This window comes from Glaciibacter kafniensis (genome assembly GCF_039538945.1).
Lineage (GTDB): Bacteria > Actinomycetota > Actinomycetes > Actinomycetales > Microbacteriaceae > Cryobacterium > Cryobacterium kafniensis.
In genome coordinates this window covers 1-13,721 of sequence record NZ_BAABCN010000002.1, presented here as the reverse complement: position 1 = coordinate 13,721, position 13,721 = coordinate 1, and the positions used below count along the sequence as shown (strand labels likewise).

Annotated in this window: 11 protein-coding genes and 1 rRNA gene; all 12 read right to left on the bottom strand. The window is 66.6% G+C overall.

Features of this window, described 5'->3' with window-relative positions; translation table 11 throughout:
- Positions 1 to 78: 78 nt before the first annotated feature.
- Positions 79 to 888 (bottom strand): segregation and condensation protein A, encoded by an 810-nt coding sequence (locus ABD791_RS00510; RefSeq protein WP_345061229.1) that lies wholly within the window; start codon positions 886 to 888, stop codon positions 79 to 81.
- Entirely contained in the window at positions 872 to 1,759 is an 888-nt protein-coding gene (locus ABD791_RS00505; RefSeq protein ID WP_345061227.1) for a ParA family protein, read from the bottom strand. The genes ABD791_RS00510 and ABD791_RS00505 overlap by 17 nt, the downstream gene beginning before the upstream one ends.
- 1,036 nt (positions 1,760 to 2,795) lie before the next feature.
- Positions 2,796 to 3,701: a site-specific tyrosine recombinase XerD gene (gene xerD / locus ABD791_RS00500; protein ID WP_345061225.1), complete on the bottom strand. Its 906-nt coding sequence runs from the start codon at positions 3,699 to 3,701 to the stop codon at positions 2,796 to 2,798.
- The gene (locus tag ABD791_RS00495) at positions 3,698 to 4,336 is read right to left on the bottom strand and encodes an NUDIX domain-containing protein (protein ID WP_345061223.1); all 639 of its coding nucleotides are present in this window, start codon (positions 4,334 to 4,336) and stop codon (positions 3,698 to 3,700) included. Before ABD791_RS00495 ends, xerD begins: the two co-directional genes overlap by 4 nt.
- Positions 4,329 to 6,017, bottom strand: coding sequence for a CTP synthase (pyrG, locus tag ABD791_RS00490; RefSeq protein ID WP_345064401.1), 1,689 nt, complete (start codon positions 6,015 to 6,017; stop codon positions 4,329 to 4,331). Before pyrG ends, ABD791_RS00495 begins: the two co-directional genes overlap by 8 nt.
- Before the next feature lie 186 nt (positions 6,018 to 6,203).
- A complete protein-coding gene (gene recN / locus ABD791_RS00485; protein ID WP_345061221.1) occupies positions 6,204 to 7,898 on the bottom strand; it encodes a DNA repair protein RecN in 1,695 nt (564 codons plus the stop codon).
- Between the two features lie 60 nt (positions 7,899 to 7,958).
- The gene (locus ABD791_RS00480; RefSeq protein ID WP_345061219.1) at positions 7,959 to 8,879 is read right to left on the bottom strand and encodes an NAD kinase; all 921 of its coding nucleotides are present in this window, start codon (positions 8,877 to 8,879) and stop codon (positions 7,959 to 7,961) included.
- A gap of 4 nt (positions 8,880 to 8,883) precedes the next feature.
- Positions 8,884 to 9,765 carry a TlyA family RNA methyltransferase gene (locus tag ABD791_RS00475; protein ID WP_345061217.1) on the bottom strand — a complete coding sequence of 294 codons (882 nt, stop codon included), beginning with the start codon at positions 9,763 to 9,765 and terminating at the stop codon, positions 8,884 to 8,886.
- Positions 9,766 to 9,779: 14 nt separating this feature from the next.
- Positions 9,780 to 9,989 carry a hypothetical protein gene (locus ABD791_RS00470; RefSeq protein ID WP_345061215.1) on the bottom strand — a complete coding sequence of 70 codons (210 nt, stop codon included), beginning with the start codon at positions 9,987 to 9,989 and terminating at the stop codon, positions 9,780 to 9,782.
- Between the two features lie 10 nt (positions 9,990 to 9,999).
- A complete protein-coding gene (locus ABD791_RS00465) occupies positions 10,000 to 11,037 on the bottom strand; it encodes an HAD-IIA family hydrolase (RefSeq protein ID WP_425562204.1) in 1,038 nt (345 codons plus the stop codon).
- A 6-nt stretch (positions 11,038 to 11,043) separates the two neighbouring features.
- Positions 11,044 to 13,389 carry a hypothetical protein gene (locus ABD791_RS00460; RefSeq protein ID WP_345061213.1) on the bottom strand — a complete coding sequence of 782 codons (2,346 nt, stop codon included), beginning with the start codon at positions 13,387 to 13,389 and terminating at the stop codon, positions 11,044 to 11,046.
- A 112-nt stretch (positions 13,390 to 13,501) separates the two neighbouring features.
- Positions 13,502 to 13,618: ribosomal RNA gene (gene rrf / locus ABD791_RS00455) — 5S ribosomal RNA — on the bottom strand.
- Positions 13,619 to 13,721 lie beyond the last annotated feature (103 nt).

Here is a 13,721-nt window from a genome sequence, read left to right as displayed (position 1 = left end):
GTCGTCGCATCCGTCACGTGCGTTGTGTCGCTTGCGGGCGCATCCGTCGCCATCTCGGTGGCAGTGTCAGTCGTGCGCTCAGTTGTCATAGTCGGCTCCGAGGTTGGCGAGGTTTTCTTCTGACCAGTTCTCGGCGCACCAGCGCAGGCTGAGCTCGCCGAGCGGTTCAATCTGTTCGAACGAGAGCGCGCCGCGTCGGTAGAGCTCGAGCACGGCCAGAAAGCGGGCGATGACGATGCCCTTCTGGTCGGCGTCGACGATCAGTTCGCGAAAGCTCACGATGTCTGCGGCCCGCAGAATCGCCACCACATGCGCGGCCTGCTCCCGGATGCTGACCAGCGGCGCATGCAGGTGGTCGAGGCCGACGCTCGGCAGTTCTTTCGGCGTCAGCGCCAGGGTGGCGAGGGCTGCAAAGTCGGCCGGGGTGAGCGTCCAAATGAGTTCGGGGGTCTGCTGGCGGTACTTCTCTTCGAGCCGCACCGAGCGCACGTGCCGGGCGGACTCGGTCTCCAGCTGACCGGCGAACCAGGCCGACGCCTCCTTGAATGCACGGTACTGCAGCAGCCGGGCGAAGAGCAGGTCGCGCGCCTCGAGCAGCGCCACGTCTTCGGCATCGACCAGCTCGCCGAGCGGCAACAGCCCGGCCACTTTGAGGTCGAGCAGGGTCGCCGCGACGACGAGAAACTCGGTCGCCTGATCGAGCTCCTCATCGGAGTTGAGACCGCGCAGGTAGGAGATGAACTCGTCGGTGACCCGGCTGAGCGAGATCTCGGTGATATCGAGTTCGTGCTTGCCGATGAGCGTGAGAAGCAGATCGAACGGGCCCTCGAAGTTGCCGAGGGCCACCGAGAAGGCGGGAGTTTCGACCGCGTTAGGCGACAGCGCCACGCTGGATCAGTTCCCGCGCCATCTGGCGGTAGGCCTTGGCCGCCGGGTGTTCCGGAGCGAAATCGGTGATCGGCTGCCCGGCGACACTCGCGTCGGGAAACTTGACCGTGCGCCCGATGACCGTCTCCAGCACCTGGGTGCCGAAGGCGTCGACCACGCGCTCGAGAACCTCACGCGAGTGCAGGGTGCGGGAGTCGTACATGGTGGCCAGGATGCCGTCGAGCTCGATGGCCGGGTTCAGCCGGTCGCGCACCTTGTCGATGGTCTCGATCAGCAGGGCGACGCCGCGCAGCGCGAAGAACTCGCACTCAAGCGGGATGAGCACCCCGTGGCTGGCGGTCAGGGCGTTGACGGTCAGGATGCCGAGCGACGGCTGGCAGTCGATGAGAATCACGTCGTAGTCGGAGGAGACCTTGCGCAGCACCCGGGCGAGGATCTGCTCGCGCGCCACCTCATTGACGAGGTGCACTTCGGCGGCGGAGAGGTCGATGTTGGCCGGGATGATGTCCAGGCCGGGAACGCTGGTGCGCTGGATGGCGTCGAACGGGTCTTTCGATCCGCTCAGCAGCAGGTCGTAGATGGTCACGACGTCGTGGGTGGGCACGCCGAGACCGGCCGAGAGTGCACCCTGCGGGTCGAAGTCGACGACGAGAACGCGGCGACCGTAGCCGGCGAGCGCTGCGGCCAGATTGATGGTGGTCGTGGTCTTGCCGACGCCACCCTTCTGGTTGCAGAGCGAGATGATGCGGGCGGGGCCGTGAAGCTTGAGGGGGCGTGGGTCGGGAAACTCTCGCAACGGGCGTCCGGTGGGGCCGACAGCCTTCACTTCGAGCCCCGGGAGCTCTGTCCGGTTGTCCTGCCTACGCGCCACTGAAATGTCCTCTATCCGTCCTGCACCAATTGCCTGCTCGATTCTAGCGAGAGACAGGCCGACGGATGGCGCGCATCGCCGCACAGGGCCCGGTCGGGCGCTGAATTCGTGTCCGGTGCGCCCCGCAGCTGGCATATTCGTTGTGCATCCCGTGGTGGTGCACCGTCCCGGTGGTCGAGGCTGTCGAGACATCCGCCAGCCATCCCGCATCCGTCCTGCATCCGTCCTGGTTCCGTCCTGGTTCCGTCGCGCGGGTCCGGTGCCGTCACGCGGGCTGGCGCCAACGCGCGCAGCGGCACCCAACGCGCGCAACCCACATCCCGCCTCGTCGACCCCCTGCCGAACCGCCGCCACGCGGGTCGAATGCCGTCACGCGGGTCGGACGCCGCCGCGCGGGTCGGACGCCGCCGCGCGGGTCGGGCCCAGCCGCACATTCGTCGCGCGGGTTCGGCGCCGTCGCGCGGGTTCGGCGCCGTCGCGCGGGCCGGCGCCAACGCGCGCAGCGGCACCCAACGCGCGCAACCCACATCCCGCCCCGTCGAACCTCTGCCGAACGCCCGTCGCGCGGGTCGGATGCCGTCGCGCGGCTCGGATGCCGTCGCGCGGCTCGGATGCCGTCGCGCGGGTCGGATGCCGCTGCGCGGGTCGGATGCCGCTGCGCGGGTCGAGCCCATCCCATGTATTCGTCGCGCGGGTCGAATGCCGCCACGCGGGCTGGCGCCAACGCGCGCAGCGGCACCCAACGCGCGCAACCCACATGCCGCCCCGTCGACCCCCTGCCGAACGCCCGTCGCGCGGGTCGAATGCCGCGACGCGGGTCGAATGCCGTCACGCGGGTCGGATGCCGCGGCGCGGGTTCCCGACACCTGGCTGGTACCAAAATCAGGAGTGGAGGTGTGTCGACCGGAACAAACCGGCGAATTGACAGTGAACAGTGCCGCGACACTCCTCCGCTCCTGATTTCGGCACCCTGATTCGGCACCCCTGATCTCGACTCAGAGCCGATTCGGGGGCGGATCCGCCGCGACGGACCGGTCTACCGCGCCCTTGGATGCGCAGTCGTGTACATGTCCCGCAGCGTGTCGGCCGTCACCAGCGTGTAGATCTGCGTCGTCGCCACCGACGAATGCCCGAGCAGCTCCTGCACCACGCGCACATCCGCTCCCCCGGCCAGCAGATGCGTCGCGAACGAGTGCCGCAGCGTGTGCGGAGACACCTCGACGGTCAGTTCGGCCCGCTCGGCCGCCGCCTTGATGATCAGCCAGGCGTTCTGCCGGCTGACCCGCGCCCCACGCATCCCCAGAAACAGGGCCGGGGTCGCACTCCCCCGCACCGACAACAACGGTCGCGCCCGCACGAGGTATGAATCGATGGCGGCCCGCGCAAAACTGCCCAGCGGCACAATCCGCTGCTTCGAACCCTTGCCGGTCAGCCGCACGACATCCTCTTCGAGCACATCGTCGACGTTGAGCGTGACAACCTCCGACACCCGCGCGCCAGTCGCATAGAGCAGTTCCAGCAGCGCCTTATCGCGCAACTGCTGCACCTCGTCTCCGTCGGTCGCGGCAAGAAGCGCATTCACCTGCTCAATCGAGATGGCCTTCGGCAGCCGCGAGCCGAGCTTCGGCGGCTTCGTGTCGTAGGCCACATCCGTCTCGACCACCGACTCTTCAAGCAGAAAGCGGTGGAATCCGCGCACACTCGACAGAATGCGCGCGACCGACGACGCCGTCAGCGGTGCCTCCTCGCGCGTGCCGAGAAACCGCACGAATTCAGAAATATGAGCGGAGCTGACGCCGCGCAAGTCATCAAGCCCCGAGAAACTCAGCCAGTCGGCGTAAATGACCAGATCACGCCGGTACGCCGCGACGGTGTTGGCGGCCAGCCCGCGTTCGATCGAGACATGCCGCAGGTAGGAGTCCACGGCCGTCTCGATGCTCACGAGTGAGTTTTCCAGCTCGACGGATGCCGCGGCCACGGCGCGTCGGCCGGCCCCAGGCTCGCCCAGCCCCGACTGCGCGCAGCGTGCGCGGCCAGCACGCCGATCACAAGCGACGGGTTCTGGATGCGTCGCGCGAGCACTGCATCGACGCAGTCGTCGAGCGGTACCCAGCGGATCTCGATGTCGGCTTCTTCGTCGCTGCGATCGAATGCGTCGGGCAGCGCGCTCAGGCCGCGCGCCAGGAAGATGCGGATGACTTCATCGCTGCCACCCGGCGACGTGGAGAACTCGCCGAGGACAGCCCAATCGGTCGCCGCAACATCCGCTTCTTCGGCCAGTTCACGCTTGGCCCCGTCGACCGGGCTCTCGCCGGCCTCATCGAGCAGACCGGCGGGAAGCTCCCAGCCGCGCACCCGCACGGGGTGCCGGTACTGCTTGATCAGCAGCACGCGATCCTGCTCGTCAAGCGCCAGAATCGCGACGGCGCCGGGGTGATCGAGATATTCGCGCACGATGGTCGACCCGTTGTAGGCGAACTCGTCGCGGCGCACATTCCAAATTTTTCCGGCAAAAGCGATCTCGCTCGCGACCACTGAGGCCGGAGCGAGATCGTCTTCGAGAGGCTGGTTAGGCATCGACCTTCACTTCGAAGAGGCGGCTCGCCTGCTGGCGGTCGAGTGCTGCGCCGATCAGGCCACGGAATAGCGGGTTGGCGTTGTTCGGGCGCGAGCGCAGCTCGGGGTGCGCCTGCGTGCCCACGTAGAACGGGTGCTGGTCGCGGGTGAGCTCGACGTACTCGACGAGCTGGCGGTCGGGCGAGGTTCCGGAGAACCACAGGCCGGCTTCGGCGATCTGGTCGCGGTAGCGGTTGTTGACCTCGTAGCGGTGACGGTGACGCTCCGACGCCTCGTTGGCGCCGTACATCTCGGCAACCAGCGAACCGGGGGCGAGCGTGGCCGAGTAGAGGCCGAGGCGCATGGTGCCGCCCAGGTCGCCGCCGGCGATGATCTCGACCTGCTCCTCCATCGTCGCGATCACGGGGAACTCGGTGTCTTCGTCGAACTCGCTCGACGAGGCGCCGGGCAGGCCGGCCTTGTTGCGGGCGTACTCGATGACCATGCACTGCAGGCCCAGGCACAGGCCGAGGGTCGGGATGCCGTTTTCACGGGCGAAGCGCAGCGCGCCGAGCTTGCCTTCGATGCCGCGCACGCCGAATCCGCCGGGAACACAGATGCCGTCGAGGTCGGCCAGCATGCGTGCTGCGCCCTCTTCGGTCTCGCACTCGTCGGAGGGAATCCAGTGGATCTTGACCTTGCTCTGGTGGGCGAAGCCGCCGGCTCGCAGCGCCTCAGTGACCGAGAGGTAGGCATCCGGCAGGTCGATGTACTTGCCGACCAGGCCGATGTTCACCTCGAACTTGGGCTCGTGCACGGCGTCGAGCACCGGCTGCCAGCTGCTCCAGTCCACGTCGTTGGCCTGCAAGCCGAGGGTGTCGATGATGTACGCGTCGAGGCCCTGCTCGTGCAGCGTCGACGGGATGTCGTAGATGCTCGGCAGGTCGATGCAGTTGACGACCGCGGCCTCTTCGACGTCGCACATCAGCGCAATCTTGCGCTTGTTCGAGTCGGAGACCGGGCGGTCGCTACGCAGCACCAGGGCGTCCGGCTGGATGCCGAGCGAACGCAGGGCGGCGACCGAGTGCTGGGTCGGCTTGGTCTTCTGCTCGCCAGACGCGTTCATGAACGGCACGAGCGAGACGTGAACGAAGAAAACGTTCTTGCGGCCGAGTTCGTGACGCACCTGACGGGCGGCTTCGATGAACGGCTGCGATTCGATGTCGCCGACGGTGCCGCCGACCTCTGTGATGATCACGTCGGGCTGCAGCTCATCGCTGGCCTGCAGGCGCATGCGACGCTTGATCTCGTCGGTGATGTGCGGGATGACCTGCACAGTGTCGCCGAGGTACTCCCCGCGACGCTCTTTCGCAATCACCTGCGAGTAAATCTGGCCGGTCGTGACGTTCGCGGCCTGGTTCAGATTGATGTCCAGAAAGCGTTCGTAGTGACCGATGTCGAGGTCGGTTTCGGCGCCATCGTCAGTGACGAAGACTTCACCGTGCTGGAACGGGTTCATCGTTCCCGGGTCGACGTTGAGGTAGGGGTCAAGTTTCTGCATCACGACGCGTAGTCCCCGCGCGGTGAGCAGATTGCCGAGGCTTGCTGCCGTCAGGCCTTTACCCAATGAAGAAACGACACCACCGGTCACAAAAATGTGCTTGGTAATGCCGTCTGAGTTGTCCGCGTTTTTAATGTTCACCACGGGCCTCGAGCCTATCAGGCGTCACCCTGAACGTCTCCCCAGTGTGACCGAATTGATGCCGACGAAATGAGAATATGTCGGCGCGCGTCAGTGTGCTCGAAGGTGGGTCCCCCAGCGTGGCCGACAGCGCATCCGTCGGAGTACTCGTCGGCGCATCCGTCAGCGCGGTCGTCAGCGCGGTCGTCAGCGCGCGTGCGCGAGGGCGATCAGTTCGCGAGCGTGCTCGAGTCCGCTGGCCGAATCGGGCAGGCCGGAGAGCAGCCGGGCCATTTCGGCGGCGCGCTCCTCCCCCTGCAGCTGCTTCACACTCGACGCGGTCACCGACCCGTCGCTGTCTTTCACCACGGTGAGGTGGTTGCCGGCGAACGCGGCAACCTGCGCCAGGTGGGTGACGACAATGACCTGCGCGGTTTCGGCGAGCCGGGCGAGCCGTCGGCCGATCTCGATCGCCGCCGCCCCGCCGACTCCGGCGTCCACCTCGTCGAAAACGAAGGTCGGCACCGGGTCTGTGGCGTTGATGACGACCTCGATCGCGAGCATCACCCGGGAGAGTTCACCACCGGATGCGCCGCGCGCGAGCGACCGCGGCTCAGCCCCTGCATGAGGTTGAAGCAGAATCTTCACGGTGTCGCGACCGGTCAGGGTGGCCTCGTCACGGCTGTCGATCTCCACGATCAGTCGGGCGTCTGGCATCGCCAGCGCGCTCAGCTCTGCGGTGACCGCACTGCCGAGCTCTCCGGCGGCCTGCACCCGCAACGCGGTGAGGGTGCCGGCGAGTTCGTCGACGAGCTGCAGGTCGGCTGCGGTCTCGCCCTCCAACTGGTCGATGCGGTCTGAGTCGCCGTCGAGTTCGAGCAGCCGGGCACTGCCGGTGTCGAGAAAATCGATGGCCTCGTCGAGTCCGCCGACGTATTTGCGGGCAACGGTCGAGAGTTCGGCGCGCCGCTCCTGCACGATTTCGAGCTCTCGTGCGCCGTCGGCGTCGAGGCCGTCAAGGTAGCTGGACAGCTGCGCGGCAATGTCGGCGATGAGAAAGCCGGCGTTGGCGATCGCGTCAACCATCGGCGGCAGGGCGGGGTCGTGGCCGGCCGCGCGCTCGAGTTGGCGACGTGCCGCGTCGAGCAGCGCCGTCGCATCCGGAACATCGTCGGTCGACTCCTCGGCTGAGAGCAGTTCGCGCGACTGGGCGGCGGCGAGGCGCAGCTCCTCGAGGTTGCCGAGGCGTTCGGCACGCTCGGTCAGCTCGACGTCTTCGCCGCGCTGCGGTGCGACGGTCTCGACCTCGGCGATTGCGGCGCGCAGATCGTCGGCTTCACGGGCGCGTTCGTCGCGTTCGCGGGTGAGCTGTTCAAGTTCGACCCGGTTGGCCTGCCAGCGGTGAAAGGCGCTTCGATAGTTGGTCAGTGCGGCGGCGAGGTCGGGTCCGGCGAACCGGTCGAGGGCATCACGTTGGGCGACGGCGGAACGCAGGCGCACCTGGTCTGACTGGCCGTGCACGACGACAAGATCGCCACCGAGGTCACCGAGCACGCTCGCCGGGGCGCTGCGGCCGCCGACGATGGCACGGCTGCGGCCTTCGACCGACACCGAGCGGCCGAGGATGAGCTCCGGGCCGTCGAGGTCTCCCCCGGCGTCACGCACCCGGTCGGCGACGGCGCCGACGGGGTCGATCAACCAGCGGCCTTCCACCCAACTCTGGGCCTGTCCCTGGCGCACGGTGCCGGCGTCGGCGCGTTCGCCGAGCAGCAACCCGAGGGCAGTGACGACCATGGTCTTTCCGGCGCCGGTTTCACCCGTGACCGCGGTGAACCCGGGGCCGAGCGGCAGGGTGGCTTCGGCGATGACGCCGAGATCCCGAATGGACAGTTCTTCGATCATGCTCGTCCACCGTTCATGCGCTGCGCTTCACTCCCGAGATTCTCGTTCATGCGTTGCGCCTTATTCACTGCCAACAGGACCTCTCCAGCCCGTGACAGGCAGGTTGAATTTGTTGACCAGACGGTCGGTGAATGGTCCGGTGTGCAGGCGCGCCAGGCGCACCGGAACACTCGACCGCCGGGCGACGACACGCGCGCCGGGCGGCAGGTCGAAGGCGCGGCGGCCATCGGCCCAGAGCACAGCGGCCCCATCATTGCGGGCCAGCACTTCGACGGCCAACGATGAATCGGGGCCGACCACGAGGGGTCGGGCAAAGAGCGCGTGGGCCGAGAGCGGCACGAGCAGCAGCGCGTCGAGGCTGGGCCAGACGATCGGGCCGCCGGCTGAGAATGAGTACGCGGTCGACCCGGTGGGCGTCGACATGACGACGCCATCGCAGCCAAATGACGAGAGGGGGCGGCCATCGACCTCGATGACGACCTCGAGCATCCGTTCGCGGCTGGCCTTCTCGACCGACGCCTCGTTGAGCGCCCAGGTTTCGTAGACGACGTCGCTGCCGACTTTGACGCGTACCGAGAGTGCCATGCGCTCCTCGACCGTGTAGTCGCGGGTGAGCACGCGGTGCACAGCCTCGCCGAGGTCGTCGCGCTCACTCTCGGCGAGAAAGCCGACGTGGCCGAGGTTGATGCCCAGAAGCGGAGCAGAGCAGCCGCGCACGAGTTCGGCGGCACGCAGAATCGTGCCGTCGCCGCCGAGCACAATCACGAGTTCGAGTTCGTCGGCGTCAACGCCGTCGCCCAGAATGCCGAGGTGGGTTTCAAGCTCGGGTGACGACGCGAGCAGGTCGGCACGTTCGTCGACGTCGAGCACCGGCACCGCGCCGGCAGCGAGGAGCTGCTGGCACACCGTGACGGCGGCGTCGAGCGAATCGGTGCGGCCGGTGTGCGCGACAACGAGGATGTGACGAGGTGCTGCAGTCATGTCGTCACGCTCCCACGAGTCGGGTAATCCGGTCGATCCATTCTGTCGGATTACTGTCGGCTGCGGTGCTGATCCAGCACAGATACTCGCGATTTCCTGCTGCACCGGCAATCGGTGAGGCGATCAGACCGTGTGCGCGGAGGCCGAGGTCAAAGGCCGCCCAGAGCACGCCGGTGACCGCATCCGCTCGAAGGGCCGGATTCGTGACGACGCCCTCGCGGATGCTCTCTTTTCCCACCTCGAACTGCGGCTTGATCAGCAGCACGAAGTCGGCGTCGGGGGTCGCCGTTGCGACGAGGGCCGGCAGCACCGTCGTCAACGAGATGAAGGAGAGGTCTCCGACAACGAGGTCGGGACGCGTGGCGACCCCGGATGCCGCGGCGATCGATTCCGCCGTCGCGTAGCGCAGGTTGAAGCCTTCGACCAGGGCGAGCCGCGGATCGAAGACGAGTTCCGGAGAGATCTGACCGTGCCCGACATCGGCGGCGATCACCTGTGCAGCACCGCGTTCAAGCAGCACCTGGCTGAAACCGCCGGTCGAAGCGCCGGCGTCGAGCACCGTGCGCCCGGCGACCGGAATGTCGAAGGCGTCGAGTGCGGCGATGAGCTTGTGGGCACCGCGGCTCACGTAGTGGTCGGTGGACGCAACCTCGAGAACCTGGTTCTCCCGAATTTTGGCGGATGCCTTGACGACCGGTTTGCCATCCACCGTGACCAGGCCGTCGGCGATGAGTTTGGCGGCGACAGTGCGCGAGCGCACCAGGCCGCGTTCGACGAGCGCGATGTCGAGCCGCGGGTCGCTCGGCGGCGTCGGAGGGGTCGGCGGGGTCGTGGGCGCGGCCTCGTCCGGCGATGGGGACTCCTCCATCGGTGTGGACTCGTTCACAGGAGCAACCTCATTCATCGGTGTGCCGCCGCCGGCACGTCGCCGCCCTCGAGGCGGTCACGCAACCGATCGTGAACCTCGGTGTATGCCGCGGCGCGTTTCTCCAACGGCTGCTCTTCGATCAGAGACAGCCGCGAGGCAAGCCCGTCCTCAAACGAGGCGTCGAATGATTCGCCGTTCGTTTCGCCGTTCGTTTCGCCGGAGGGAGTCTCGGTGGCATCCATACCTTCAAGATTACCGGTCGAGATACAGTCGCTCCGGAACGTTGAGCCCATAGATCGGTCGGCCCGATGCCCAAATCACAGCACACGCGGCGCGCAACAGGTTGATCCCGTTGTCGCCGTCAGCAGTGATTTCGACATCATTGCCACGGATGCGCACGGACGCGCCGGCGACGGTGGCCGTCGATTGGTCCTTGCTGAACACAGGCACCGGGTAGGGCTCGTGCAGCTGACGAAGGTCGCTGAGCAAAAACTGTGGACGCGAGTTCGCATCGGCCGCCAAGGCCTGCTTCGCCTTGTCGATGCCGGTCAGCACCAGCACAGAGGGGATTCCGGCGCGATTGGCGCCCAGGATGTCGGTGTCGAGACGGTCGCCGATGAACAACGCGTTTTTCGCGTCGAACCGGTTGATCGCCTCTGTGAAGATCGCGACCTCCGGCTTACCTGCCACGAGCGGCAACCGACCGACAGCCGTGTGCACTGCAGAGACCAGCGTGCCGTTGCCTGGCGCGATGCCGCGGGCGACGGGAATCGTCCAGTCGGTGTTCGTGGCAATCCACGGGATGCCTTCGCCGCCGTCGGCCGCTGAGTTGTTCAGCGCGAACGCCGCCTCAGCCAGGTGCGCCCAGCCCACGTCGGGAGCAAACCCCTGGATGACCGCGGCCGGCTTGTCGTCGGCCGACCGGGTCACGATGAATCCGGCCTTCTCGACCTCGACGACCAGGCCCTCGCCGCCGACCACCAAGATCTGGGAGCCGGCCGGCGCCTGCTCAGCGAGCAGACGCACGGCAGCCTGAGGCGACGTCACGACATCCGCTGCCGCGACCGCCAGACCGAGTTCGGTCAGGTGGTCGGCGACAGACTGGTCGGTGCGTGAGGCGTTATTGGTGATGTAGCCGACACGCATCGTTTCGGCGGCCAGGTTCAGCGCATCGACCGCGAACGGAATGGCTGCAGGACCGGCGTATACGACACCATCGAGGTCGGCAAGGAGAACGTCGACGCCGTCGAGAGGCGTTGTCGCCTTCGTTGTGCGTCCCAGCTTCAGCACTCGTCTCTACTTCTTGGTCGACGTGGTCGCGGCTGCTGCCTTCGCTGCGGCCTTCTCGGCGCGGGCGAGGCGAGCCTTCTCGTTCTTCGCGAGGCGCGCGGCTTCAGCCTTGGCTTCGGTGGTCGAGCTTGTCGAGACCGCGTCGTCTTCAGAAGCATCGGGAGCTTCGGTCAAGCCGGTCGAGACCTCTGGAGCCTCAACGACCTTCGCGACATTGACAGCCTTTTCGGCCTTTTCGGCCTTGACAGGCTTCTCGACCTTCTCAGCCTTCGGAGCCTTCTCGACCTTCGGAGCCTTCTCGACCTTCGGAGCCTTCTCAGCCTTCGGAGCCTTCGGAGCCTTCTCAGCCTTCGCCGCCACGGGGGCCGAAACCTCGACGACCACCTCGGTGGTCGAGGAGGGAGCGCCAGCGACCGTCTCGAGACCTCGTGAGACGACCTCTGAGTCGTGATCTGCGGATTCCAGCTCAGCAGTTTCCGACTCGTCGATCTGCTGCTCGTCGGCGTGGTTTCGAGACACGTCCGACTCCGTCGGGCGCTCCTCAACCACCGAGTCCTCGTCGTCCAACGGGATTCCGTCTTCGTCCTCATCGATCTCGATGATTTCGATGGTCTCGTCGAGCGCGGCGTCACCGAATGCGGCGTCGGCGCGGGCGGCGAGAGTCATCCACTTCTCTGCGTCGGCATCGCGGCCGAGATCGGCCAGCACCTCGGCGTAGGCCGAGAACAATTCGGCGCTGTAGGAGAAAGCGGTCTTGGGGTCGAGCTGCGGAATCTCGAGTTCGCGCAGTGCGGCCTCGGTCTCACCGAGATCGAGGCGGGCACCCGACATCGCAATCGCCAGGCTCACCTGAACGCCGGCGGGCAGCGTGCTGCGTTCGACCGAACGGCCGAGTTCGAGTGCACGGTCGGGGCGTCCCACGCCACGCTCGCTGTCTACCATCAGAGCAATCTGCTCGTTCGAGCCGGAGATGCGGCGGTAGGTGCGCAGCTCGCGCAGGGCCAGAGCAAAGTCGCCGACGGCATATGCCGTGATGGCCAACGTCTCACGCACGACCGCGATGCGGCCGGCGCGACGGGCTGCCGAGACGACGTGCAGGTGAGCCTGCTCCGGGTCTTCCTCGATGAGGCGCACTGCCATGGCGAGGTGCTTGGCCACCCATTCGGCATTGTCTTTGGTGAGTGTCTTCAGCTCGTTGCGCGCGATGCGGTCGAGATCTTTGTCCGAGACATCGTCGGGCAGGAAGGGATCGTCGTGACGCGAGCGAACCGGGCGCAGCTCACGCTGCATCCGCTGCTCGACTGTCTCCTCTTCAGCAATGTACTGGGCGTCGCGGGCTTCACGGTCGTTACGGGCCGGGGCACCGTCGCGAGTCCACAGCTTCTTGTCTCCGTCACGTGAATCAGAGTCGCGGCGCGGGCGTTCGGAGCGTGAACCATCCTTGTCCCACGGCTTCTTGTCGCCGTGGTGTCCGGGACGATCTGCACCGCCGCGGTAGGCCGGACGCTCAGAACGCTCGCCATCGCGGGGCGCACGGGCCGGGCGGTCGGGACGATCTGAGTTTCCGCGGTGCGCCGGACGGTCTCCGCCGGACGGGCGGTCAGAGTTTCCGCGGTAGGCCGGACGTTCGCCGTCCTTGGCCCACGGCTTGCGCTCTCCATCCTGCGCCGGACGAGCCGGACGGTCAGAGTTTCCGCGGTACGGAGCACGGTCGGAGCGTTCGCCGGACTTCTCCCAGGGCTTGCGCTCACCGGAGCCAGACGACGGACGGTCGGAGTTTCCGCGGTAGGCCGGACGTTCGCCATCTTTGGCCCACGGCTTACGCTCGCCGTCGCGCGGAGCGCTCGGGCGGTCGGAGTTGCCACGGTAGGGAGCACGCTCACCCGAGCCAGAGGGACGATCGGAGTTTCCGCGGTACGCGGGACGCTCGCCCGACTTCTCCCAGGGCTTCCGCTCTCCGTCACGAGGTGCACTCGTGCGGTCAGAGTTGCCACGGTAGGGAGCACGCTCACCCGAACCAGAGGGACGATCGGAGTTTCCGCGGTACGCGGGGCGCTCGCCCGACTTCTCCCAGGGCTTGCGCTCACCGTCGCGAGGTGCACTCGTGCGGTCGGAGTTTCCACGGTAGGGAGCACGCTCGCCAGAACCGGAGGGACGATCAGAGTTACCACGGTACGGGGCACGCTCACCCGAACCGGACGGACGATCGGAGTTACCACGGTGCGGAGCTCCCGAGGAGCGTCCGGAATCACCCTGTGCACCCTTCGAGCGGTCGTTTCGGCCTGCGCCGGACCATCGGTCCTCCCGGCCACCGCCGCGGGGGTCGTTGCCATTGGATCCTGAAGGGCTCACTGTTGTATCTCCTGTGTAATTTATGGTGCCGCACCTCGTGCTTTTACAAGCGTACGGCTTAACGCAAAATGGCCACCCCGTAGGGTGGCCATTTCACGTTTTTCTAAGTTAAGTCCGGCGGTGTCCTACTCTCCCACAGGGTCCCCCCTGCAGTACCATCGGCGCTGAGAGTCTTAGCTTCCGGGTTCGGAATGTGACCGGGCGTTTCCCTCTCGCTATGGCCGCCGAAACATCTTCCGATCAACTCTCCGTGAGGAGGGTTGTCAAGTCGTTTCGAACAATCATCGCTTCGTCGTCCAAGGTTCTGGACAAACTCTTCAATTATGTTGTTT